The 23,629-nt window shown below is 53.4% G+C and carries 25 protein-coding genes and 1 riboswitch; of the genes, 17 read left to right on the forward strand and 8 right to left on the reverse strand.

The genetic code is table 11. From position 1 onward, the window contains the following. The first annotated feature begins 40 nt into the window (after positions 1 to 40). The 3 genes from ACFOLF_RS18815 to ACFOLF_RS18825 all read left to right on the forward strand — a co-directional run bounded on the left by ACFOLF_RS18815 (position 41) and on the right by ACFOLF_RS18825 (position 3,701). Entirely contained in the window at positions 41 to 787 is a 747-nt protein-coding gene (locus ACFOLF_RS18815) for an SDR family NAD(P)-dependent oxidoreductase (RefSeq protein WP_379114419.1), read from the forward strand. A gap of 286 nt (positions 788 to 1,073) precedes the next feature. Further along, a riboswitch (guanidine-I (ykkC/yxkD leader) is annotated at positions 1,074 to 1,181 on the forward strand. Between the two features lie 83 nt (positions 1,182 to 1,264). Further along, on the forward strand, positions 1,265 to 2,602 hold the full coding sequence (locus tag ACFOLF_RS18820) for an APC family permease (protein ID WP_210039145.1): 1,338 nt from the start codon (positions 1,265 to 1,267) through the stop codon (positions 2,600 to 2,602). Between the two features lie 178 nt (positions 2,603 to 2,780). After that, complete coding sequence (locus tag ACFOLF_RS18825) at positions 2,781 to 3,701, forward strand: helix-turn-helix transcriptional regulator (protein ID WP_210039144.1); 921 nt, start codon at positions 2,781 to 2,783, stop codon at positions 3,699 to 3,701. A gap of 10 nt (positions 3,702 to 3,711) precedes the next feature. Here the strand turns inward: ACFOLF_RS18825 and ACFOLF_RS18830 are convergent, their stop codons facing one another. Beyond that, complete coding sequence (locus ACFOLF_RS18830) at positions 3,712 to 4,272, reverse strand: GNAT family N-acetyltransferase (protein WP_379114421.1); 561 nt, start codon at positions 4,270 to 4,272, stop codon at positions 3,712 to 3,714. A 155-nt stretch (positions 4,273 to 4,427) separates the two neighbouring features. Between ACFOLF_RS18830 and ACFOLF_RS18835 the strand changes: the two genes are divergently transcribed. The 5 genes from ACFOLF_RS18835 to ACFOLF_RS18855 all read left to right on the forward strand — a co-directional run bounded on the left by ACFOLF_RS18835 (position 4,428) and on the right by ACFOLF_RS18855 (position 7,551). Next, a complete protein-coding gene (locus ACFOLF_RS18835; RefSeq protein WP_210039143.1) occupies positions 4,428 to 5,027 on the forward strand; it encodes a DUF1349 domain-containing protein in 600 nt (199 codons plus the stop codon). A 97-nt stretch (positions 5,028 to 5,124) separates the two neighbouring features. Then, positions 5,125 to 5,424: a hypothetical protein gene (locus ACFOLF_RS18840; protein WP_210039142.1), complete on the forward strand. Its 300-nt coding sequence runs from the start codon at positions 5,125 to 5,127 to the stop codon at positions 5,422 to 5,424. Between the two features lie 206 nt (positions 5,425 to 5,630). Further along, complete coding sequence (locus tag ACFOLF_RS18845; protein WP_210039141.1) at positions 5,631 to 6,410, forward strand: hypothetical protein; 780 nt, start codon at positions 5,631 to 5,633, stop codon at positions 6,408 to 6,410. A gap of 23 nt (positions 6,411 to 6,433) precedes the next feature. Then, a complete protein-coding gene (locus tag ACFOLF_RS18850; protein ID WP_210039140.1) occupies positions 6,434 to 6,907 on the forward strand; it encodes a hypothetical protein in 474 nt (157 codons plus the stop codon). A gap of 71 nt (positions 6,908 to 6,978) precedes the next feature. Continuing rightward, positions 6,979 to 7,551, forward strand: coding sequence for a CBO0543 family protein (locus ACFOLF_RS18855; RefSeq protein WP_210039139.1), 573 nt, complete (start codon positions 6,979 to 6,981; stop codon positions 7,549 to 7,551). Here ACFOLF_RS18855 and ACFOLF_RS18860 read toward each other — a convergent pair. Beyond that, positions 7,548 to 8,330, reverse strand: a complete 783-nt coding sequence (locus ACFOLF_RS18860; protein ID WP_210039138.1) for an ABC transporter ATP-binding protein — start codon at positions 8,328 to 8,330, stop codon at positions 7,548 to 7,550. The two genes, ACFOLF_RS18855 and ACFOLF_RS18860, sit on opposite strands and share 4 nt — an antisense overlap. Positions 8,331 to 8,363: 33 nt before the next feature. After that, complete coding sequence (locus ACFOLF_RS18865) at positions 8,364 to 8,699, reverse strand: MFS transporter (protein ID WP_379114423.1); 336 nt, start codon at positions 8,697 to 8,699, stop codon at positions 8,364 to 8,366. 117 nt (positions 8,700 to 8,816) lie between these two features. Between ACFOLF_RS18865 and ACFOLF_RS18870 the strand changes: the two genes are divergently transcribed. From ACFOLF_RS18870 to ACFOLF_RS18895, 6 genes are all read left to right on the forward strand, one after another. Continuing rightward, on the forward strand, positions 8,817 to 9,641 hold the full coding sequence (locus tag ACFOLF_RS18870) for a helix-turn-helix domain-containing protein (RefSeq protein WP_210039137.1): 825 nt from the start codon (positions 8,817 to 8,819) through the stop codon (positions 9,639 to 9,641). 131 nt (positions 9,642 to 9,772) lie between these two features. Beyond that, a complete protein-coding gene (locus tag ACFOLF_RS18875) occupies positions 9,773 to 10,240 on the forward strand; it encodes a MarR family winged helix-turn-helix transcriptional regulator (protein WP_379114426.1) in 468 nt (155 codons plus the stop codon). A gap of 66 nt (positions 10,241 to 10,306) precedes the next feature. Further along, the gene (locus tag ACFOLF_RS18880) at positions 10,307 to 10,756 is read left to right on the forward strand and encodes a peroxiredoxin (RefSeq protein ID WP_210039136.1); all 450 of its coding nucleotides are present in this window, start codon (positions 10,307 to 10,309) and stop codon (positions 10,754 to 10,756) included. Positions 10,757 to 11,090: 334 nt separating this feature from the next. Next, the gene (locus ACFOLF_RS18885; RefSeq protein WP_040951936.1) at positions 11,091 to 11,291 is read left to right on the forward strand and encodes a cold-shock protein; all 201 of its coding nucleotides are present in this window, start codon (positions 11,091 to 11,093) and stop codon (positions 11,289 to 11,291) included. 78 nt (positions 11,292 to 11,369) lie between these two features. Next, positions 11,370 to 11,597 carry a cold-shock protein gene (locus ACFOLF_RS18890; RefSeq protein ID WP_210039135.1) on the forward strand — a complete coding sequence of 76 codons (228 nt, stop codon included), beginning with the start codon at positions 11,370 to 11,372 and terminating at the stop codon, positions 11,595 to 11,597. Between the two features lie 137 nt (positions 11,598 to 11,734). Continuing rightward, on the forward strand, positions 11,735 to 14,110 hold the full coding sequence (locus ACFOLF_RS18895; protein WP_210039134.1) for an ATP-dependent DNA helicase: 2,376 nt from the start codon (positions 11,735 to 11,737) through the stop codon (positions 14,108 to 14,110). 67 nt (positions 14,111 to 14,177) lie between these two features. Here ACFOLF_RS18895 and ACFOLF_RS18900 read toward each other — a convergent pair whose 3' ends face one another. The 5 genes from ACFOLF_RS18900 to ACFOLF_RS18920 form a co-directional block, all read right to left on the reverse strand. Continuing rightward, complete coding sequence (locus ACFOLF_RS18900; protein WP_210039133.1) at positions 14,178 to 14,927, reverse strand: anti-sigma factor; 750 nt, start codon at positions 14,925 to 14,927, stop codon at positions 14,178 to 14,180. Continuing rightward, entirely contained in the window at positions 14,924 to 15,496 is a 573-nt protein-coding gene (locus tag ACFOLF_RS18905; protein WP_210039132.1) for an RNA polymerase sigma factor, read from the reverse strand. The genes ACFOLF_RS18900 and ACFOLF_RS18905 overlap by 4 nt, the downstream gene beginning before the upstream one ends. A 140-nt stretch (positions 15,497 to 15,636) precedes the next feature. Further along, positions 15,637 to 16,593 (reverse strand): plastocyanin/azurin family copper-binding protein, encoded by a 957-nt coding sequence (locus ACFOLF_RS18910; RefSeq protein ID WP_210039131.1) that lies wholly within the window; start codon positions 16,591 to 16,593, stop codon positions 15,637 to 15,639. A gap of 11 nt (positions 16,594 to 16,604) precedes the next feature. Next, on the reverse strand, positions 16,605 to 18,200 hold the full coding sequence (locus ACFOLF_RS18915; RefSeq protein ID WP_210039130.1) for a plastocyanin/azurin family copper-binding protein: 1,596 nt from the start codon (positions 18,198 to 18,200) through the stop codon (positions 16,605 to 16,607). A gap of 185 nt (positions 18,201 to 18,385) precedes the next feature. Further along, the gene (locus tag ACFOLF_RS18920; RefSeq protein WP_210039129.1) at positions 18,386 to 19,249 is read right to left on the reverse strand and encodes a LysR family transcriptional regulator; all 864 of its coding nucleotides are present in this window, start codon (positions 19,247 to 19,249) and stop codon (positions 18,386 to 18,388) included. 154 nt (positions 19,250 to 19,403) lie between these two features. Here ACFOLF_RS18920 and ACFOLF_RS18925 point away from each other — a divergent pair, with 154 nt between their 5' ends. From ACFOLF_RS18925 to ACFOLF_RS18935, 3 genes are all read left to right on the forward strand, one after another. Further along, the gene (locus ACFOLF_RS18925) at positions 19,404 to 20,294 is read left to right on the forward strand and encodes a DMT family transporter (RefSeq protein ID WP_210039128.1); all 891 of its coding nucleotides are present in this window, start codon (positions 19,404 to 19,406) and stop codon (positions 20,292 to 20,294) included. A 156-nt stretch (positions 20,295 to 20,450) separates the two neighbouring features. Further along, complete coding sequence (locus tag ACFOLF_RS18930; RefSeq protein WP_210039127.1) at positions 20,451 to 22,448, forward strand: GTP-binding protein; 1,998 nt, start codon at positions 20,451 to 20,453, stop codon at positions 22,446 to 22,448. A gap of 35 nt (positions 22,449 to 22,483) precedes the next feature. Then, positions 22,484 to 23,593, forward strand: a complete 1,110-nt coding sequence (locus ACFOLF_RS18935) for a nitric oxide synthase oxygenase (protein ID WP_210039126.1) — start codon at positions 22,484 to 22,486, stop codon at positions 23,591 to 23,593. The last annotated feature ends 36 nt before the right edge of the window (positions 23,594 to 23,629 follow it).

Consider the following 23,629-nt stretch of genomic DNA (forward strand, 5'->3'; position numbering starts at 1 on the left):
GATCGGATACTGACCAAGCCTACACACAAACAAGGAGTGAATGCCAGTGGATTTGAACAGCAAAGTGGTTCTCGTTACAGGCGGAGGCACCGGAATCGGCCGGGCGGTAAGCCTGCTGCTGGCTGCGAAGGGAGCGGCAGTAGGCGTCAACTATTCCCGCTCGAAGGCCGAGGCGGATGAGACGGTACAGCTGATTGCCGAAGGCGGCGGGCGCGCAATCGCGATTCAGGCGGATGTTTCCAGGGACGGAGAAGTGCGGGAGATGGTGGACGTCATTATCATGCATTTTGGTTCTGTCGATCTGCTCGTCAACAATGCAAGCATTACCCGGCATATTCCTCTTGATGACCTGGAGGCGGCAGGGGATGATGTATGGGATGAGCTGTATGATGTCAATGTCAAAGGCATGTTCTACTGTGCCCGCGCCGTCGCCCCCTGGATGAAGAAAAATAAGCAGGGTGCTATTGTGAATCTGGGCAGTATAGCGGGACTAACCGGCTCAGGCTCGTCCCTGCCCTATGCGGTATCCAAAGCGGCGGTGCACGGCCTGACGAAATCATTGGCCCGCGCGTTGGCGCCGGAGATCCGGGTCAGCAGCGTAGCTCCGGGAGCAGTTGCGACAAGATGGTGGACAGGCCGGGAGGAACAAATGCATAAACTGGGCGGAAAGCTGCTTCTGCAGCGCATTACGACGCCCGAGGATATCGCCGCCATCATCTGCGCCGCTCTGGAGCAGGAATCGATGACCGGACAAATCATAACGGTGGACGGAGGGCAGACGCTGTAGCGGATATTTGAGACAAGCAGGCCATTTACGGAGGAACTCAGCCGTGGGATGGCCTGCTTTTTTTCATCTGTGCCCACAGCGGATTAGCCGGAAATACCGGATTTCTTAGTGGGTTACCCAGATCATATATAACATAACATGGTAGATATATAAAAATAATTAAACAAAAAGGTTTTCAAAACCTTGTTTTTTATGTTATATTATCTTACATAAAATATGAATGCATGGCGATGCTCTTCCAACTCAGACAAGAATGTATGTTAATCTGCCATCAAATATGAATAATTCACAAGTTTTCTAGGGTTCCGCGGTTGGCATGCCACCGGTCCGGTCCAAGAGAAGACGCACAGCAGGGCCTTTGCTGTGTACACGGAGGGACAAAAGCCCGGGAGGATATCAGATGATGATATCACCCGGGCATTTTTATTTTCGGTGCCTGAAGGGCCTGTCAGTCCTTGACGAAGGGTGAGAGAGATCATGAAAGAAGAAGTAAAGCTTCGCCAGACCTTAACCTTGTTTCAGGTTGTTTTCCTGGGGCTTGCCTGGATGACGCCGATGATTTATTTTACCGTCTACGGCATTGCCTATGATACCTCGCGGGGGATGCTGACGGTGGCGTACCTGATTGCGGTTATCGCCATCTTCTTCACCGCCCGCAGCTACGGCGTTATGGCCAGGACCTATCCTGCATCAGGCTCGGCTTACACCTACGCCGGAAAGTCGCTCCATCCTTATGTCGGCTTCCTCGTCGGCTGGGCGCTCCTGCTGGATTATCTATTCTCGCCCATTATCGCTTGTCTGACCTTCGGCATCTATCTGCACGCGCAATTCCCGTCCGTCCCGACCTTTGTCTGGATCGTTCTGCTCAACGCGGCACTTGCTGTCGTCAATATCATCGGCATTAACTTCTCTGCGATTATCAGCAAGCTGTTCGTCCTGCTTCAGCTTACATTCATCGCCGTATTCTGCTTCTTCCTGATCAAAGGGCTGGCCGGGGCGGAAGCCATCCATCCGCTGCAGCCGTTTGTCCATGCGGGAATTCCATTCTCCACTATACTGGCTGGCGCTTCTATTATCTGTTTCTCGTTTCTGGGCTTCGACACCATCACCACGATGGCGGAAGAGACCGTCGATGCCAGGAGGACGATTCCAAGGGCTATCCTCATTATTATCATAGCCGCAGGCGTCATGTACCTGATTCCTTCCTATTTGACGCAGCTGGCGTATCCGCAGCTTTCCTTTGTCAATTTGGATTCGGCCGGCTTCGAACTGGTGAGAATGGTCGGCGGAGCCGGGCTGAGCGCGTTGTTCATCACGATTCTGATCCTGGCGATCTTCACCCAGGGACTAACGTCGATTACAAGTGTTTCGAGACTGCTGTATGTAATGGGCCGGGATTCGATCCTGCCCAAGCGGATATTCGGTTACCTGCACCCGCGTTTCAAAACACCGACACGCAATATTATCATTACAAGCGTCATATCGCTGCTGGCTCTGACGATCAGCCTGGACGCCGCGGTTAAATTCGTCAGCTTCGGCGCGCTGACCGCCTTCGTTTTCGTCAACCTGTCCGTTATCGCAAAACGTTATCTGAAAGACAACCAGCGCTCGTTGAAGCAAACGCTGCTTTATCTGGTGTCACCGCTCCTTGGGGCCGGCTTTATCATTTACCTGCTGTTCCAGCTGGACCGGAATGCGCTTCTTGCAGGCTCCTTATGGATGCTGCTTGGCATTGTCTATCATCTATACCGGACAAGAACTTCCCAGGCAGCCGGGGAAAGACTCAAGCCAAGACCTGCGGAGACTCAAATCTAGATCAAAATGCAGCTATCTCAAAGGGTCGGGCAGGCTTCATCTGTTCGACCCTTTCTTCCTCCAGCCGGGCTTTCTCGACAAATTCGTTGAGAAGAAGGTCATTTCATCGGCTTTGTAGAAGAAAATAATTGTGATCTAAAATATAAAATCATATATAACGGTGAGGGAGGTGCTTAGCTTGAAGCTGGATCGACTGCTCGCCATCACCATGACGCTGCTGAATCAGACCCGGGTCAGCGCAACGGAGCTGGCTGCACGGTTCGAGGTCTCTCTGCGGACGATTTACCGGGATATGGATTCGATTAATCTGGCTGGCATTCCGATCATTTCTTTTCCCGGCTCGGATGGGGGCTATGAGATATTGCCCGGCTACCGCCTGGACAAGCAGATTCTGTCGCTTGAAGACTTTTCATCGATCTGCAGCGCACTGCGCGGGGCCCGTTCCGCAACGGACAACCCGGATATCGACGGACTGCTCACGAGAATAGGAGCTCTGATGCCGGGTAAAGCAAAGTCTGCCGATACCTATAAAGTCGATCTTGATTTTACCCCGACCCCCAACGATAAGGACAAGCTTGCGCCTATCCATCAGGCGATTAGACTGCAGCAGCTGGTCAGGTTCGACTATCTGGATAACCAAGGAACAGAAACGCAGCGAACGGTTGAGCCCATGGGGATCTTTCTGAAGGGCTACGTCTGGTATATGTACGGTTATTGCCTCGCCAGATCGGATTATCGCGTATTCCGAATCAGCCGCGTCAACAAGCTTGCCGATTTGCCGGATACGTTCATTCGCCGCAATTACACCCTGCAGGATGTCGAGCGGCGGTTTATGAGTCAGGCCAATTTCGCAAAGGTGAGCGCTGCTTTGCGTTTTGATCCCGCTGTCAAGACCAGGGTGAGGGATGAATTCGGCTTTGATGTCGTTACCGAGAATCCGGATGGCACGCTGTCGGTTAACGCCCATTATTCATCAATGGAACGGGCCATTCAGAATATTCTCAGCTACAGCTCATATGTCACGGTAGCCGATCCGCCCGAATTAATTGCCGAGCTGCGGAAGCAGGTGGAGAATATGATGCTGCATTATCAATCATGATTTCAGACTCTCACAGGCGCTTGACCATATGATCGTAGTCAGCGCCCGCAATATCGATTTGTCCATCCGAAACATACCCCTTGCTCATATACAGTTTCCTGGCCCGGGGATTGTCTGAGCTGACAATAAGGGCGACCCGGTCATACTGCTGCCGGGCGGCCGCGGCTTCGAACGCCTGCATCAGCCGGCTGCCAATTCCTTGTCCCCGGCAAGCGGGATTCACTGCGAGCGAGTCCAGATAAAATTCGTTCTCCCGCGACTCCGCCGGGAAGCTGGCAAGTATAATGCCTTCCCTGGCAGCCAGCCGATCCAGCAGCGGCTGGTCCAGTTCCGCGATCCGGCTGCCATGATAGAACAAGGCTGCTCCGACCGCTTCACCGTCCTTCTCGGCAACCAGCACATTTTCATAACTCAGCCGATTGTTGCGCTGTTTGTACCACTCGCTCATAGCGTGGATAGCAGATGCAGGATTATCGGTTCCGGTCAGTACATAAGCAATACTGCCGATCGCATCATAAAGCAGCGGAATGACCTGCCCGGCATCCTCCGGTGCAGCTGGACGAATAATCATACGGTAACCTCCCATTGGATATGCGGCGCCTGCGCTCTGGAAGAATGCAAGGCTGTGGAATGATTTTATAATATAATAGTTGAAGCTGCGAGATTAGGAACGGGTCATCTGCGGTTATTGTTTATGAATCTATACTATGAAATGGAGTGAAAGGGATGGCAGGTCAGCACAAAGCAGCAAACATAGTCCATTTTTCCCGTTTATCAGAAGAAGGTTACCGATGGCTGAGAGAGGACAAGGCTGGATGGCGGTCAGAGGGAGAAGCGCTGCATATTGCAGCTCTTCCGGGAAGTCTCTGGGAAGACAGCAATAACGCGCGCAACATTCTCATACGCAGCGAGGGCCTTGCGGGGGCCGTCCGACTGGAAGTTGAAGTAACGCTGGCGCCGGAGCGGAACTCGGAGCAGGCGGGACTGCTGCTGTATGCGGATGATGATAATTATATCAAGCTGGTCAAGGAGCTTGTAAACGATGAGCATGTGGTCGTGCTGGCCGTCGAGGTTCAAGGGGCAACACGGGTTCTCAGCCTCGTCAAGATGGCAACGGATGCCAGAACAATCCGGCTTCAGCTGGACTGGAGCGGGAATGAGGCGGCGGCGCGTTTTCTGGAGAGCGAAGACGGCATCTGGACGGAGATGGGGCGGTATGCCGGGCTTGAAGCGGGAGCATTCAAGCCCGGTCTGTGTTCGCATGGCGGCGGGGAGACTCCGGCGCGCTGGGCGGCGTTTACGGGCTTACAGCTAACGGATTTGTAACCAGCGCTGCAAGAAAATCCTTGACGGGCGTTCGGGATCCGGACAATCGGGGTAATATATACCCGATAGCCTATAAATCATCAAGGAGGCCGCCCGAATGGATAAGAAACTCAGCGAAGATCAAGATTTGGTCACACAGCGTGATATTGATAAGCATGCCGGCTTGTTTGCCGATGAAATTCCGGAGGATGAGGTTCAGGGCGATGTGGAAGAGCTGCTGGAGGTTTATCCCTACGATGCGGTCCTGAAGGCGGATGAAGATAGAGTTGCCGAGGCAGAAGCCGATGTCGACAGCACTCCTGTTGACCCGGCTGCGCCGCAGGAGGAATTCCACGGCACAGACCTGCTCAATGGGGTCGGCAATGAACCGGAGGAAGAAGAGCTGGACGAGCATTAGGACATCTTGTACATCTTTTTCTTTCTAAAATGGAAGAAGCGGTCCTGGCAGGCACAGGACGCTTCTTTTTTTTGGATAACAAGTCCGTCAGCATATATCGCCTTGCGTTAATCCGCGAGAGCGGGATTTTGGCTGATCCGGAATATTTGCACGGGATGTGGCAAAGATAACCTTATTCCAACACAACCAACAGGAGTCCACCGATCATGCCCTCCAAAAACAATGGCGTCAAGTCGTCCCAACGATACGTTTCCGCCTATATCAGTTCCTATAATGTCAACTTTATGCATATCCGGAATCCTTGGGTCGTCGCCTGGTGGTCTGCTGCTTATCCCGGACTGGGCCATATGATGCTGAGCAAGAATATCACTGCATTTATATTGATTCTCTGGGAATCCGTCGTGAATTATGCGGCAGGAATTAATATGGCCATTTTCTATTCCATGACCGGTCAATTTGAGCTGGCTGTCCAGGCATTGGATACGGAGTGGTTTTTGTTTTATATAACGGCGTATCTCTTCTCTATATGGGACGTCTACAAGAAAACGGTCCAGTACAATCATGATTATGTGCTGAGCAGCGCGGAAGGCTTCAACGTCATATCAGATAATATATCCTTTCTGGAGAGGAACAATCTGGCAAAGAGAAAGCCATTGATGTCGCTCCTGTGGTCCATCCTGGCTCCTGGTCTCGGGCATATCTATCTCAACTGCCTCCCATCAGCCTGCATCTTCATCGGCTGGTTCATGGGCGTAGTTTATCTCTCCGGCATTCTTCCCGCCATCCACGACAGCATGGAGTTTCACTTTGCTGCAGCCAAAGCGGATTTGAACATTCAATGGTTTCTTAATCTTCCTTCTCTTTATACCTTTGTGGCCTACGATGCCTACGTGATTACCGTGGAGTACAACCGGTTGTTCAAGAAGGAGCAGGCCGCCTTTTTCAAGCAGGACTATCAGGATCAGCTGTATGACATGCCAATTTGAAGGAAAGGAGTGAGAGTTCAATCATGTATGTCGTCGCCTCGTTTGAACATTCCGGAAGGCTCGAGCTTGCGATTGCGGAAATCCAGAAAATCGGCGTTTCGAAACAGTCCATCCTGGTTCTGCCTCTTGATAAAAGGACGGAACCCAATCACACCCTGGATACCATTCATTATACAGACGGGAAGAGCTTTGTGGACTTATCGGCCATTATCGGAGCGGTTCTGATGCTGCTGGGGGGCATATACGGTTTTTTACTGAAATGGGGACCTGTACTGTGGGCATTAATCGGACTTGTAGCCGGAATTCTCATCGGATTCGTCGTGGATTACTGGCATACCAATAAAGGCAAGAAGAAGACCTTCAAGAGCGATAATCGGATCGATGTTTTCGTCATGGTCAAATGCAAGGAGTATCAGACAGAGAAGGTAAAGGATCTGCTGTGGAACCAATTGGCTCTTGGCATCACCGTCTTCAACAAGGAGGAGCCGACTGCATGAGGCGGGAAACGGCAGCAAAAAGCACTGAAAGGGATCGGACGCATTCAGCATCGTAAAAAGGGTGATTGAAGATGGCGGTTAAGGAAAGTCCAACCTTTGAGGAAATAAAGGAGATAAGCGAGGAGTGGAAGGAACTCAGGAACGAGTACTGGCTGCATCACGACTTATTTACGCCGCAGTGGTGGTTTTTGCTGGCTGCGCTGATCATACCATGGGTGATCTGGTGGAAGCTGGTTGACCGTTCGCGGTTAACGCAAATTGTTATTCTGGGTTTGATTACGATTATTGTGGTCGATTGTCTGGATGATATCGGCTCGATGAATATGTACTGGTCATACCCCTATCAGCTGCTTCGTATATCTCCGCGGCTGATTTCCGTCGATTATAGCATGCTGCCTGTCATCCACATGCTCACCTATCAATATTTCAGAAGCTGGAAGCCCTTCATGATCGTCCACCTGATTCTGTCTGCGGTGTTCGCTTTTGCATTTGAACCGATTATGGAAGGGCTGGGCATCTATGAACCGCATCATTGGAAGCATATCTATTCGTTTCCTATTTATTTGGCTCTGGCAATAGCGGTCCGCTGGGTGACGGAAAGAGTTATGTACAGTTCCGCCGCCCGGCGGCGCCAGCTGCCCTAAGAATGCGGGCGGAGATAAATCCGATTATCATGGTTTTCCACGGCAACGCGATTCTCGAAGAAGGCGCTGAGAATATCAGCATTCATGACCGATTCCCTCTCGCCGGCTTGAACGACCTGCCCGCGCCGCAGCAGCAGTATATGGCTGAAGAGAGGCAGAATTTCCTCGGTATGGTGAGTGACATAGATCAAGGTCGGCGTGTCCGTACGGGAAGCCAGGGCTGTAATCGCCGATAGCAGGCTTTCGCGGGAAAATAAGTCCAGCCCATTGCAGGGCTCGTCAAGGATAAGCAGCTGCGGATTCGCCATCAAGGCGCGGGCGATAAGCAGCTTCTGCTTCTCTCCCTGCGAGCAGGTGCGGTATTCACGACTCCACAGCTTCGTGCACTGCAAGGCCTCCATGCAGGCGTAGGCGTAGCTGATATCTTCCTCAGAGGGACGGTCATACAGCCCGATCGTGGCGTACTTGCCGCTTAGCACAATACGCTCCCCGGAATCGGTGCCGTACAGCTTATCCTGAAGGGAAGAGCTGACCCAGCCGATCGACTGGCGCAAATGGCGGACATCCGTTTCGCCGAGCGTGCGGCCAAGCACCTTGATGCTGCCTTTTGTCGGCCAGAGATAGCCGTTAATCATGTTCAGCAGCGTCGTCTTGCCTGATCCGTTGAGGCCAAGCAGCGCCCAGTGCTGCCGGGGCAAGACCCTCCAGCTGACCTCATTCAGCAAAAGCCGGTCCTCTCTCTGCCAGCTTACTCCCTGCATATCAATAATCGTTTCCATATTATGAAGGTCCTCATTTCCATTGCAAAGTTTTTAAATCCGCCGGTCCTTGGGCAGAAGGAATGCACATACACCGAGCAGAGGCAGATAGGCGCATAGGACAGGCATAGGCTTCTTATCTGTATAATAACCGATCAGAGGCTGCAAAATCGATGCCGTGATGCTTAAGCAGAACGCAACCCAGCCGATCTGGGCGAAGCTTAGCTGCATGGATTTCTGAAACAGGGGAAATACGGCCGAGACGACAGATTGCATGGCGTCGTTAAGCAGATGGGCAAGGCTGACGCCGAGCAGGACGTAGAAGGCTGTGCGATTGGGCTTGTTCAGGGAAACGGCTTGCGATACTGTTTGTCCTTTCAATTGCGGCATTGGTTATCATCCCCCTTTTTAATTTCCTTATTTTACAGGAGGGAAGCGGCGGAAGTCGCCGCGAAAAGTGCTATTCGCGGGAGCAATAATTGCTATAATAAGCACAGGTGAAGACAGATGAAAATCATAATTGAAACGCCGCAGCTTGAGCTGTGGCGGATAGAAGAGGCTTTTTCCAATCTGCCGCATGTCCATGAGGACCGGCTCCAGCTGACGATTCCAACCAAGGGAATCTGCTACCTCACACAGGAGAACAAGGATTACGGTATCAGGGACGGCCATGGCCTGCTCCAGTACTCCGCGCAGGAACACAGCTTCCGCATCGGGGAGGATTCCAGCGTGATCGTCATTCAAATACGCAACGACCGGCCCAGTGATTTCTTCCGCGAGCCGGAGGTTGATTTTGCCATGCAGCAGACATTCGATCCTTCTCTTATTATGAAGCAGTTCCAGAGCTGGTCATCGGAGCTGTTCAGGGGCGATCCGGCCGATCCGCTCGCTGTGGACGAGACGGAATCGCGGGTGCTCTCCTTCCTGTATTACAGCTTGAAGGGCAGTCATGCCATTAATGGAGGGAACCCGGTACCCTTCAGCGCGCCGGGGGATGGGCTGACCTCTTCAGACAGGCATATGACCAGAGTGCTGGATTATATACACGCGAGCTATACGGATCGAATCAATATCGACACATTGGCGGCCATCGCGCTCCAGAGCCGGTTTCATTTTATAAGGACATTCAAGGCCTATACCCATAAAACTCCGTACCAGTATGTGCTGGGGCTGAGAATGGAGGAGGCCAAGAAGCAGCTTCGCCAAGGGGGCTGCACCATAACCCAGATGAGCGTCAAGCTTGGCTTCTCCAGCACCAGCCAGTTTTACCGGGCTTTCCTGAAGGCGGTTGGCGTTACACCGGAGGAATTCCGGACAAGCAGCAGCCGCTGACAGCGGCCGGACAGCAGTTCAGGATGGGTGCATGCTGCGAAGTTGACATTCCGCTCCGGATTGAGCTATGATAAGTCTATCAAATTTAATTGTGCACAAATGAATTTGACAACAAGAGAGGGCAAAGTAAAATGATGAGCCAAAATGAACATGAATATTTGAAGCTGGACAATCAACTATGCTTCTCCCTATACGCTGCCTCCAGAGCGATTTCCCGGATGTACCGCCCGCTGCTTGACGAGCTTGGACTGACCTATCCGCAGTATCTGGTCCTGCTTGTGCTGTGGGAGCGCAGCCAAAGCACCGTGAAGGAGCTCAGCGAGACGCTTGATCTTGATTCGGGAACGCTGACGCCGATGCTCAAGCGCATGGAAGCTGCGAATCTGGTGGAGCGAAAACGTTCGACGGAGGATGAACGGATCGTTATTGTGCGGATTACCGAGAGTGGGCTTGCCCTGAAGGAACGGGCGGTGTGTATACCGCAATCGCTGTTTGCTTCCAGCAACCTGCCCCTGGAGGAATTGACGGCGCTGAACGGCCAGATCAAGAAATTGATGACGCAGATTAATGCAGCTATGCCGCAGTCCGGCACAAGCTGATTGACGGACAGGCGGAAACCATCAAGCCAGGCGAAGAAAGGCTATACAACACGGGGGGAGTTCACAATGCTGCAAGTTGGAGATCAGGCGCCTGTATTTGAAGCGGAGAGCACGAAAGGAAAGGTAGCTTTGCAAAACCATTTGGGCAAACAGCCGATCGTACTGATTTTTTACCCGCAGGACGAAACCCCGTTATGCACCAAGCAGCTGTGCGCTGTCCGCGATTCCAGCAAACAATACGAAGCTGCCAATGCGCTCGTTCTGGGGATTAATCCTGGATCGCTGGAGCATCACAAGCGTTTTGCGATGAAGAACAATTATGATTTTCCGCTGGTTACGGACACGGACAGCCGCATCAAGGACAGCTATGACGTCAAGAAAGGGATTCTCGGGATTATCGGACAGCCGCAGCAGCGCGTTGTGTATGTGATCGGGAAGTCCGGCAGGATCATTTATGCCAGGAAAGGCAACCGCCCGACGGAAGAAATTCTGGCAGCCATCGGCTCAGCTGAATGATACGTAATGGAACGGGAGATTGTCATGATGCGCAGCAGGTGACCGTTTCTCCGCCGCGGGGAAGCGGTTTTTTATTTCCGGTCAGGGAGAGAAAATGGCGGCTTTTCCTTGATTCAACATGATTGGAAAAATAAATTGGGCAATAATGTGTCTAAACATTTGCTTTATAGAAATGGCTGTGCTATTATAAGGTTACTCGTAAACAAAGAACCTGCATTCACTCATTGAAAAGGGTTGGCATTTGTGAGAATGATTCCTTTTTCAATGTGTGAATTTTTTATTTGCTTCTCTGAATAAAAAGGTACATGTTAATTTATTTTTGGAGGTTTTACCTATGCAAACAGGAACAGTTAAATGGTTTAACGCAGAAAAAGGCTTTGGTTTCATCGAGGTTGAAGGCGGCAACGACGTATTCGTACACTTTAGTGCAATCGTTGGCGACGGTTTCAAATCCCTTGACGAAGGCCAACGCGTTGAGTTCAACGTTGTTCAAGGCAACCGTGGACCACAAGCCGAAAACGTTGTAAAACTGTAGTCTTAACAAGCTGCAAGGTAAAGACTGCCCTTAACATGAGTTGAGGGCGGTTTTTTTCTATCAAAGGAGGGAATCATCTTGTACAACAGGAAAAAACCGTTAGAGGATATCCCTGAAGAAAATACAGTCATCTGGTCCTGCCCGAAAGACGATTGCAAAAGCTGGATGCGTGATAATTTCGCTTTCGAGTATGTACCGACCTGTCATGTCTGTCATACCCCTATGGTAAAAAGCATGAGAATGCTGCCGGCGCTGAACAATTCGAATGGCGATCTCAAAGCCTTGAAAAAGGGTGTACAAATATAAGAACCGCCCCTGAGCACTGCGGGGCGGTTTTTTATTGCGCATATAAGCTTGTCGAAGCTTCGCAAGTAGCGCATGATCCGTCGTTCATGTTAAGATGAAGGAACAAATGTTCCTATGACGGACAATGAGGAGTCGCTATGACGGACATCGTCCAACTATCGGTCAGATCACTCGTAGAGTATGTATTTCGCAGCGGAAGTATTGAGTCCGGTTTTCGTTCGGCCAGCTCGCTTACGGATGGGACGAAGGCCCATCAGAAGGTCCAGAAGCAGTATGGGGAGCTTGACCGGAAGGAAGTCTATCTATCAACGGAGATCGCCTATAGGGATCTCCTGTTTGTCATTGACGGAAGATGCGATGGGCTGCTTGCCGGAACTGCGGATACGGTTGCTGGCAGCCAAGGACTTACAATCGACGAAATCAAGTCGACTGCGGGGGATCTGGCCTCTATTGATGAGCAGTCCTACCCCGTTCACTGGGCACAGGCCAAATGCTACGCCTATATGATTGCGAAGGAGCAGGAGCTGGGCAGCATCGGGGTCCAGCTTACCTATGTACAGATAGCTTCGGAAGAGCAGAAGCGTTTTGCGGCGGAGCTGTCTTTTCAGGACCTTGAGCTGTTCATGCTTGAACTGCTGCAGGGCTATTATCCCTTTGCGGAGCAGAAGCGGAGGCATAGCGGGCTGCGGGATGCCAGCATTAAAGCGCTGCAATTTCCGTTCCCGGTGTACCGGGCGGGGCAGCGGAAGCTTGCGGGTTCGGTCTATCAGAGCATTGCGGATGGACGGAAGCTGTTTGCCAAGGCTCCAACGGGGATCGGGAAGACGATCTCCACGATATTTCCTGCTGTGAAAGCGATCGGGGAAGGGCTGCTGCAGCGGATGATGTATCTGACTGCCAAGACGATTACCCGTACTGCGGCGGAAGAGGCTTATGTCATGCTGGAGGCCAGAGGGCTTCATATGCATGTGGTGACGCTTACCGCCAAGGATAAGGTCTGCTTCCAGGAGGAAATGAACTGCACCAGGGAACATTGTCCGTATGCGGACGGATATTACGACCGGGTGAACGAGGCAATGATCGATATGCTCTCTCAGGAGACGCTGCTGACGCGCAGTACGATTGAACGGTACGCCCGCAAGCATACGGTGTGCCCGTTCGAGTTCTCGCTGGATGCAGCTTACGCGGCAGATGCCGTCATCTGCGATTATAATTATGTATTCGATCCGCGCGTTCAGCTGAAGCGTCTGATGGAAGAGCATAAACGTTCGACCGTTCTGCTCATCGACGAAGCGCATAATCTGGTGGACCGGGCCCGCGAGATGTACTCCAGCGAGTTGAAGAAGTCGGATTTTCTGGCGATTCAGCGGGAATATAAAGGCAGTAATTCCGAGCTTCAGCGTGCCGCCAAAGCGGTCAACGATTTTTTTATCGCGGTTCGTAAAGAGGTCGGCGACAGCGGGGTAGAAGTGAAACCGGAGCTGCCGGGACAGCTGCTGGAGCTGCTGGAGATTTTTGTGGAGCATGCGCAGAGTGAGCTGCTTGCAGCCGGCGGCCGCGAAGCGGGGCAGCTGCTGGATCTCTATTATGCGGCACAAGGCTTTATCCGCATTGGCAAGCTGTATGATGAACGATATGTGACTTATGTGGAAAGCGTGCGCAATGAAGTGCAAATCAAGCTGTTTTGCCTGGACCCGTCCTATCTGTTGAAACAGAATGGGAAGGGCTTCCGCTCCCATATTCTCTTCTCCGCCACGCTGTCGCCGCTCAGTTATTATATCGACATGCTCGGCGGCGATGCGGAAACGGATTATTCCGTCGTTGTGCCCTCTCCCTTCTCCAGCGAGCAGCTTGAGGTGTATATGGAGCCGCTGTCGACCCGTTACCGGGACCGCGGGCATACGAGGGAATCCATTGCGGTGCTGATCGGTAAGCTTACGGCCAAACGGACAGGCAATTATCTCATTTTCTTCCCGTCTTACGCTTACATGAATGATATTTATGAGCTGTTCACGACACAGTTTACATCGACAACGATGATACAGGGAGCCGGCATGACGGAGAATGAACGGGAAGCCTTTCTTGCGGCCTTCGATGCGGATAACCCGGAATCCCTTATTGCTTTTGCGGTCATGGGCGGTATGTTCTCTGAAGGTATCGATCTGGTAGGCGACCGGCTGACGGGGGTTGTAGTGGTGGGGGTCGGGCTTCCGCAGGTGGGCCTGGAGCGCAATATTATCAAGGATTATTTTGATGGACAGGGCAAGGACGGCTTCGAGTATGCCTATGTCTTTCCGGGTATGAACAAGGTTCTGCAGGCCGGGGGACGCTTGATCCGGTCGGAGCAGGACAGAGGCACGCTGCTGTTGATTGATGACCGTTATTTTCAACCCCGATACCAGCGTCTGTTGCCCCAGGAATGGAAGACCGCGGATGGCGGCGCTCCAATGATTCCCGAACAATACGGCAATAGGGATGACAGCGGCAGGGAGAGCTTCACGAGGCAAGAATAGAATCAGCCAAGGAGGTTATCCCTTAACCGGATGCCTCCTTGGCTGATTAGAATGGCTGGCAATGAAATTATGCCGAACCGAATATTTTGACGCCGCGCGGCTCGTCGCCGCGGTCATCGGGCTCCAGCGTAATGCCAATCGTATCGAATGCGAGGGTATTGGATGCAATGGGCATGGAGAGTACGCCCATTCCCTGGTCGGCGACCCGGAATGTTCCTGCGCTGCGGCGCTGCCCGTCCTTAACCAGCCATACCTGGTACGCTTCCTTGCTGTCCGTCTGCGGCGCGCCGAATACATAGACAACAAACTGCCTGGTCTTTCCGTTATCCACGATGCAAGCAACCCCGAACGAATCGGCTGCTTCTGCGGTTGGCTGCAGCGGTATGATCTGCTTGATCTGAGCGGCCGAAACCGACAAGGCTTGCTCGATAGAGGGAATTGCCTCCGTTCTGTCACGATACAGCTGCACATTCCAGATCGTGCCGATAATGACAAGGGCAGCCAGCGCAGAAGCGGCGATTGCATAGAAAGGCCGTCTGCTTCTTGCCCGTCTTCCGGGAGCGGAACGCTGCGCTTGCATTTCCACCGCCCTTGCGGCATCCATGACCTGCTGCTTTAAATCTTCGGGTGGTTCCATATGCTCCATATCGGCAGGAAGCGCCTCCCATACGAATCGTAGTTCTTCAAGCTCGATCTGACAGGCTTCGCAGTCGGGAAGATGACGCTCGAAGGCTGATTTCTCATCGCCGGACAGCAGGCCGGAGATATAGTCCAGACATAAATCGCAATGCTGCGGCGGCCGCTCATCCCGCATCATATTCCCTCCCTTCCCGCAAGCAGATGTCTGCGTAATATTTTTAACGTCTGATGAAGCCTGTTTTTGACCGTGCCAAGCGGCTGATTGTAGAGAAGAGCCAGCTCGTTCAAGCTGTAGCCCTGCCAGTAGAAATGCTCCAGCAGCATAATTTGCTGCTTGGACAAGTGGCAGTAGGCATCGCGTATCTCCTCTTTCAACGATTCCCGCTCCACGCGGTCTTCAGGCGAAGCTGTATAGGTATCGGGAATTTGCTCCAGCTCCTCCGGCAGAAAAGAGGCAAGTCCCGCATCCTCCCGGCGCTTTCGGCGCAGCCAATCTGTCGTAATGTTGCGCGTTATGGTGAGCAGCCAGCTGGTAAAGCGGCCTTTGTCCGGATCATATTCCGATTCGGTGGTCCACAGCCGCATAAAGACGGATTGGACAATATCCCTGGCCGCCGGCTCATCCCGCAGGGCTTTCCAGGCAAAGGAATAGATCAATGCCGAATAGCGGTCATACAGGACAGAAAGCGCCGAATGCCGTTTGTGCTTGATCAGCAGCATCAGTTCGTAATCGGAAAGATTCTGCATTACGGAAGTCCTCCGGGACAAGGAATAATGTTGAAGCCGACAAATGTAAGAAGAAACGGCTGCGCCCTTAAAAGCGGCGAGCGCGTTTCTTCTCTCTGGACCTTATCGCTATCAATGCGTTACAGGTTAAAAGCAAGCTGCTACTCCGTTACAACGATTGTACCCTTCATGGCCGGATGTGGCGAGCAGTAATATGAAAATTCACCTTTCTCGTCGAAAGTAACCTCTTTGCCTTCATCCTGACCCAGCAGATCGGTATCAAAGGAATCGTCATCGGCTACTGCACTGTGCCGGATTTCATCCCTGTTGACGAACTTGACGATGTCTCCGGCTTTGATCTCCAGCTTGCTTGGAGTAAAAGCGAAGCTTACGATTTCCACTACATAAACAGTCCCGGCCTTGTCATCCGCGCTTGCAGGACTGCCTGCGCTTTCCGTGTCGGCTTTGGTTGGTGCAGCCGGTTTGTTCTCTTCCGGCTTGGCGGCTTTGTTCCCGGCCGACGCGTCCTCCTGTTTCGGTGACTCCGCTTTTGGCGTCTCCGGTTTGGGGGAATCGGCTTTCGGTGTCTCCGGCTTTACGGTCTCCTGTTTCGGGGATTCCGTTTTTGCCGGATCCGGTTTCGTTGTCTCAGGGCTGACGGCATCGCTGCCTTTGACCGCCTGCTGCGATTCGGCATCCCCGCTTACGGAATCACCCTGAGCCGTATTCTTCGGGCTGTTATCGCCTTCCGCGGGAGCATTGTCATCGCCTTCAGCAGGCTGACCTTGGACAGCGGAGCCGCTGCTGCCCGGGCTGCCTGCCCCTGCCCCCGCGTCCGCCTGTCCGCCGGTAGTATCGGCAGGCTGCCCATCGGACTGGCTTTCATCTGCTGGCGGCGCAGAGTCGTTCTGATTCGTTGACACTGCCGCATTCCCTGCAGCATTTCCCGTGCCGCCTGCCATTTCGCCGTTCATCCCGCCTGCCATCTCGTCAGCTGTCATATTGGAATGGTTCTCTGCAGGTTCACCATTCCCGTTTCCGCTGCTGCATGCTGCCAGCAGCAGGATGCACAGCAGCGCGCAGAGGGACAAGGTCGTTCGAAAATGAAGAATTCTCATTGGCTGTCCACTCATTTCACGATGATCTGGCCGGTCATGAATGCTTTATGCGGCTCACAGAAGTAATCATAGGTTCCCGGTTTATCCAGTTTAATCGTGTAGGTGTCTCCTTTGGCAAGCAAAGGCGTGGCAAAGCTGCCGTCAACGGCAACCGCGTTATGCTTCATGTCGTCGAAATTGGTGAAGATGATGGTGGAGCCGGCTTCCACGGTAAGCGGCCCGGTGCCGAATGAATACTCCTTGATATCGACATGATAGGTTTTGGCTTGAGATGCCGGAGTCGTATCAGGCGTCGTTGTTCCGGCGAATTTAGCCGGGTCAATCACGAACCATACATTGCTGACATTCTGCCCCTTGGTATCGCCATGAGCCTTATCCTGAATGAAATAATAGAGCGGGTAGCCCTTGTAAGTGGACTGCTTGCTGCCGTCCGTACGGGTTATTGTGCCAAGATCGGCACTTGAGACGCCGGTAGGAGCGCTTTTTCCGGAAGCGTTGTAAGCCGGCCAATTGGCCAGGCAGGTTCCTTCGCAGGCGCTTTTTCCCTTCGTATCCTTGTCAAAATAATACAGGGTGCGGCCTTGATCGTCCGTCAGGTAATTACCGAGCGCGGAGGAGGTGCCGAGCATAACCGAGTAGTCCGCTTTGGCCGTGAACCATACGCCGCCGACGCCTTCGCCAAGCACATCGCCCGGGGCTGCATCTTTGGCAAAATAATAGAGCGGCCAGCCTTTGTAAGCGGTTTGTTTGGTGCCGTCCTCACGTGTGAGCGTTGTGAAATCAGCTGCGTTCAGCGAAGCGGGAACCTGCAGCTGGTCCGCATAGTAAATGGGCCACGACTTCAGGCAATCGCCCTGGCAGGAGTTGACGTTCTCGGCATCCTTGGTGAAGAAATACAGCGTCATGCCTGCTTTGTCGGTGAGATACGCACCCAGTTTGTCATTCTGCCCAAGACCGATTTGCATGCCCTGCGGAAGCGTCGCGGATGCCGGGAGAACGCCAGCCTCTTTCAGCATATCGAATAAGGAGTGGCCATGTGCGGTAGGCGCACCCAAAGCTTCAACGAGCGCTGTTGCGATATGTGCATTCGTGAGCGAAGCCATGCCGGCAATTTGCTGAAGTCCCTTGGACTTGGCGAATGTTTCGGTTTCGGCATAAGTATAGTCAGTCCCGGATGGATAGCCCATCACTTCAAGCAGTACCTTGTACAGCTGCTGGGAGCTGATGATGGCTGAAGGATCAAACAAGCCTCCTCCTGTGCCGGACCAGCCCAGCTCGGGATGATTTTTCAGATACGCCAGTACGGGCTTATTGGCTTTGCCCACCAGGTTCGCATCGGTAAAGCTGCTCGTGCCGGTGTAGGAAAGGGCTTCTTCCAGCTTTCCTTGCAGACGGAGCGAAATAATTGCGGCCTGCAGACGTGTCGATGTTTTGCCCAAATAAGCTGCGCTCACGCCATCTCCATCGCCAAGCAGCAGACCCAGCTGTGCGGCTGTGTCCGCATCAGAGGCTGCGCCTCCGGCCGCTGAAGCGCCGAGTGCAGGCAGCAGCAGTGCTGCAAATAATGATAATACAATAAATAATGACCCAAACCTGGCTTTCCCCATTAGAATGCCTCCTCTTATTATCACTTTCATAAGAAGCTAACGAACGGCAGGGACAAACGGTTTGAGTCTTTTTGCCATTCTTGCGAAAAAATATTTCGGGCAATAGGAGAAACGGCGCTGCCGTTCATCGGCAGCGCAGCAAGTTTCTACATATCGGAAATATCGGAGAAGGGTCAGGGCAAATTTTATATTTCTTGAGCGGCGGGAAGGCTGTCGATGAAAGCCCGCAGTGCGCTGCTGATAAAGGAGTCCCTGCGTGTGATGAAGGTTGTTTCGGATTGGCGCAGGGAGACCGGAAATTCATGTATGCGGACGGTGCCTTCCGCCTCATGCTTCTGAACGACGCTCCGCGGCATCAGGGATATGCCGAGTCCGGCGGAGACGCCGCCAATAATCGCCTCAAGCGTGCCGAACTCCATAATAACGGACCGATGAAGACCGCTTGTCCGCATCCACTGCTCCAACACATCCCTGTAGGAGCAGCCCGTGCTGAATACAAGTATGGGCTTCTTCGCCGCCTCTGACAGGTCGGGCACCGCAGCAGCGGATACGATAACAAGCTCCTCGGTGAAGGCGGGAGCGCCCTGGAGCTCGGGATGATCGCACGGGCAGCCGATGAAGGCTCCGTCCAGCTCGTAATGGAGTACTTTGTCCATCAGAAACTGCGAATTTCCGGTTGTGAGCGACAAGAGGACTTTGGGGTAATGGCTGTAATAAGAAGCAAGCAGCGCGGGCATCCGGACTGCCGCTGCTGTCTGGGTTGATCCGATCATGAGCGGACCGTTCGGCTCATCGGAAGAGGAGAAGACCATGGCGGCCTCGTCCAGGAGGCCGACGACCTTGTCTGCATAGCCAAGCAGCGTTCTGCCGCCGGATGTAAGGCTCATCCCCCGGTTGTGACGGAAGAACAGCACGGTGCCAAGCTCGGATTCCAGCTGCTGGACGCGTGCGGTGACATTCGATTGAACATAGCCAAGCCGGGCGGCCGCTTTCGTAATCGACCCTTCCCGGGCAACCATTTGAAATACGCGCAAATCGGAACTCTCCATGAAACCACGCTCCATCTATTTGAAGTATTCCCGCAGGTACATATCTAGTATCTCCAATAATGATAATTAATATCTTATATAATCATTTTACATGAAACCATGCCTCCCCTACAATATAAACATTCTCATCATAGATTAAAGGGAGAGCTGTCCTATGAATAAATATCTCTATATTAGCCTGGTGCTGCTGACAACAATATTAATGGGGCTGGCATTTCCAATCAGTAAAATCGGACTTACTTATGCGCCCCCGTTCTTTCTCATGGGGGCCCGCTTCATCATTGCCGGGAGCCTGCTGGCGGTTATCGTTGCCCGAAGGCCCCGCCCCCGGAGCAGCCAATGGTGGAAAGCCGCAGTACTCGGATTTTTTCAATCTGCGGGAGTTATGGGCTGCGCATCCTACAGCATGCACTGGATCACATCCGGTGAATCCTCCATCATAACCTGTACTAATCCGCTGCTTGTTATCGTACTCGGCACCTTGTTCACCGGGGCCGTCTACCGCGGCCGCCAATGGCTGGGAGTGGCAGTTGGCTTCGTCGGCGTTGCCTTTACTTTCGGCTTTCATATCGGCCTTCAGCCCGGTACTCTGATCAGCTTTGCGGGAGCCGTCTTTTTTGCCGTATCGACCCTGCTCATCAAACGGTGGGGGCCGGCGTTCGATATGACAGTGCTTGCCGCCTATCAAATGCTTGCCGGCGGAGTCATACTTCTCCTGCTCAGTGTCATTACGGGTCATCCTTATTTCATCATCAACAGCACCTCTGTCACCATACTGCTCATGCTGGCGATCCTGTGCTCGATTATTCAGTTCTCGGTCTGGTTCTATCTGCTGCGCAGCGGCGACCCTGCCAAGACGAGCGCCTTTCTTTTTCTTGTGCCGCTCTTTGGCGTAATCTTCAGCTGGCTGATGCTGGACGAAAAGGTGCAGTGGTATGTCGGAGTGGGGGGAGCGTTCATATGCTTAGGAATTTTTCTGGTGAATTGGGACAGCAGGAAACCCGCTGAAATCGTTATTCCGAAGGAGATGCCGCAGCAAGGCTGAGGCGCAGAATCCGCTGATATTTTGCCTGGAGAAAGCCTGCTTCAGACGCCGGGAAGCGGCGCAGCCGGCACTCTTGCCCGCTGCGCGGCTTCTCGCTTCTTCTTTGCAACTTGCGCTATAATAGGAGCAGCAGTTATAAGGGGATGAGCGAGAAGAATGGGGCACCAGCAGCAAGCCATGCGGAATGTTGGCATATTCGCCCATGTTGATGCGGGGAAAACAACAACAACGGAACAAATGCTGTTTCTGAGCGGACATATACGCTCGCTGGGCAGCGTCGATTCGGGAACCTCCCAGACGGATTGGCTCGACGTTGAGCGGGAGCGGGGCATATCGGTAAGAGCGGCGGTAACCCGCATAATGTGGAATGAGACGCCGGTCAATCTGGTGGATACGCCGGGACATGTCGATTTTCTCTCCGAGGTGGAGCGCTCCCTGCGCGTCATGGATGGAGCCGTGCTTATTATTTCGGCGGTTGAAGGCGTTCAGGCCCAGACCGAGGTGATCTGGCAGGCACTCCGCGAGCTGTCGATTCCAACCTTGATCTATATAAACAAAATGGACCGTGTCGGGGCTGATGCTCTGGCTGTATTGAAGCAGATCGGCAGATTGCTCTCACATGGCGTTGTTCCCGTTCAGGCGCCGGAGGGTGCGGAAGGGGATTTTGCAGGTTCACTGGATTTGCTGGCAGAGGACGGAACTGTTCAGGCCGATTGGATATCGCCCTATCGGGATATGATGGTGGAGGCGATTGTGGAACAGGATGAGGAGCTGACGTTCAGCTATCTGGAGGACGGCGATCTGCCTGCTGCCAAGCTGCTGCCAGTCTTGGAGGAAGGGATTCGCCGTTCGGAGCTGTTTCCTATTTTGTTCGGGGCGTCGAAAAGGGGAATCGGCGTGAAGGAGCTGATGGATGCGGTGGTTCGGTTTCTGCCGCCCCCGGAAGGTTCCGAGGATGCTCCTGTGTCCGGTGTTGTGTTCAAAATGGAGAAGGACCCGGCGATGGGCAAGATTGCGTATGTCAGGCTTTATGACGGTACCATCCGCAATCGCGACACGCTGTCCAACTTTACCCGCGATGTCCAGGATAAAGTGACGCAAATCCGCCGGGTGCACGGACAGAAAACAGAGGATATCGGCCTGCTGAAGGCCGGCGATATTGCGGCGGTATACGGCCTAAACCGGGCCCGGATCGGAGATATTCTGGGATCGCCGGACCGCGTGCCGGGAGAGAAGCGGCTTGCCGTCCCGCTGCTTACTGTGCAGGTGCAGTGGCGCAACGAGGCGGAATATCCCGCTATCGTGGCCGCATTCGGTGAGCTGGCGGATGAGGACCCGCTGCTGGATCTCCAGTGGCTGCAGGATGAGCGGGAGCTGCACCTGAAGGTCATGGGGCCTATTCAGATGGAGGTGCTGTCGCATCTGATGCAAAGCCGCTTCGGGCTCGATGTGACCTTCGGAGCTCCCTCCGTTATTTATAAGGAAACTCCCGCAGCTGCAGGGGAAGGATTCATCGCCTATTTGTCGCCAAAGCCCTGCTGGGCGATTCTGCGGTTTCTTATTGAGCCAGCGGAGCGGGGAAGCGGTCTTGCGTATTCCTCCCTGGTAAGGGGGGAGCAACTGCTGGACAGCTACCAGAATGAAGTGGCGCGGCGCGTGCCGGAGGCGCTCTCCCAAGGCATGCTCGGCTGGGAAGTAACGGATCTTCGCGTGACTCTGCTGGAAGGGGAGCATCATGTCTGGCATACGCATCCGCTTGATTTTGTCATTGCCACGCCTATGGGAATTATGAATGGACTGGCGAATGTCGGTACGAAGCTGCTGGAGCCGATGCTGAAGTTCCGCTTGTCCATACCGGAGGAATACGGCGGCAAGCTGCTCGGCGAGCTGGTTGTCATGCGGGGCGAATTCGACGCGCCGGTGGTCCGTCAGGAGCGCATGGAGATTGAAGGCCTGCTGCCGGTGGCGACCACGCTGGATTTCCCCGCGAGGCTCGGTTCGCTCACAAGAGGCAGAGGAACGCTGTCAACCTTCTTCCACGGCTATCGGGACTGTCCGCCGGACGTTCATGTGGAGCGGGTGCGCAGAGGAGTCAATCCGCTGGATCAGCCCAAATATATATTGGCGGCACGCAATGCATTAACTCAAAATTAATTAAAACGATCTTACACAGATGGGCAGGACTCTATATGCAAGAATTAAGCATCATCGACAATAAACAGCGCATGGAAGAGGCTGCTTCCTTTATTCGCGCCTGCTACAGCGAGCTTGGCAAATCCGGGCAGGAAGCGGAGCAGCGGCTTGCAGAGATCGAACAATCAATCAAGGACAGCGGAAGATACGAGCATACGGAGGAAGAACTTTGCCACGGGGCTAAAATGGCCTGGCGCAACAGCAACCGCTGCATCGGCCGGTTCTTCTGGGATTCACTGGCCATTCAGGACGCCCGCAAAGCGCAGACGGAAGAGGATGCCGCAGCGGCATTGCTGGATCATATCGAACATGCCACCAATGGAGGCAAAATACGTCCGGTTATTACAGTATTCGCACCCGAGCGGGCAGAGAACGGCTCGGGAATCCGGATTCACAACCACCAGCTGATCCGCTACGCGGGTTATGAAACGAGCACCGGCATTGTTGGCGATCCGGCATCTGTACCCTTCACATCCATGTGTTTGGAGCTGGGCTGGCGGGGGGCGGGCACGCCTTTTGACGTGCTGCCGCTTGTCATTCAAATTGGCGGACAGGCTCCCCGGTGGTTCGCCATTCCGGAACATCTGGTCATGCAGGTGCCAATCGTGCATCCGGATCTGGAGGCTGTGGCGGAGCTTGGGCTGCAGTGGTATGCGGTGCCGATCGTTTCGGACATGGTGCTGGAAATCGGCGGGATCAGATATATGGCGGCTCCCTTCAATGGCTGGTATATGGGAACGGAGATTGGCGCGCGTAATCTGGCTGATGATTTCCGCTATAACATGCTGCCGAAGGTTGCAGCCAAGATGGGGCTGGACACAAGCAGGGATTCTACGCTGTGGAAGGACCGGGCGCTTGTGGAGCTCAATGTGGCCGTCCTGCATTCGTTCAAGCTCAAAGGGGTAACCATTGTGGACCATCATACGGCGAGCAAGCAGTTCGGGCTCTTCGTCGAGAAGGAGACGCGCAGCGGGCGGGCGGTCACCGGCAGATGGTCCTGGCTGATTCCGCCGCTTTCCCCGGCCACGACTGCCATCTTCCACAACCGTTATGACGATGCGGTAGTAAAGCCGAATTTCTTCTATCGGGAAGACAGGGCAACGTAAGCGGGGCTGCTAGCCGATTTGGACAAATCCTATGAA

Origin of the sequence: Paenibacillus sepulcri, assembly GCF_042647105.1 — a bacterium.
GTDB lineage: Bacteria > Bacillota > Bacilli > Paenibacillales > Paenibacillaceae > Paenibacillus_Z > Paenibacillus_Z sepulcri.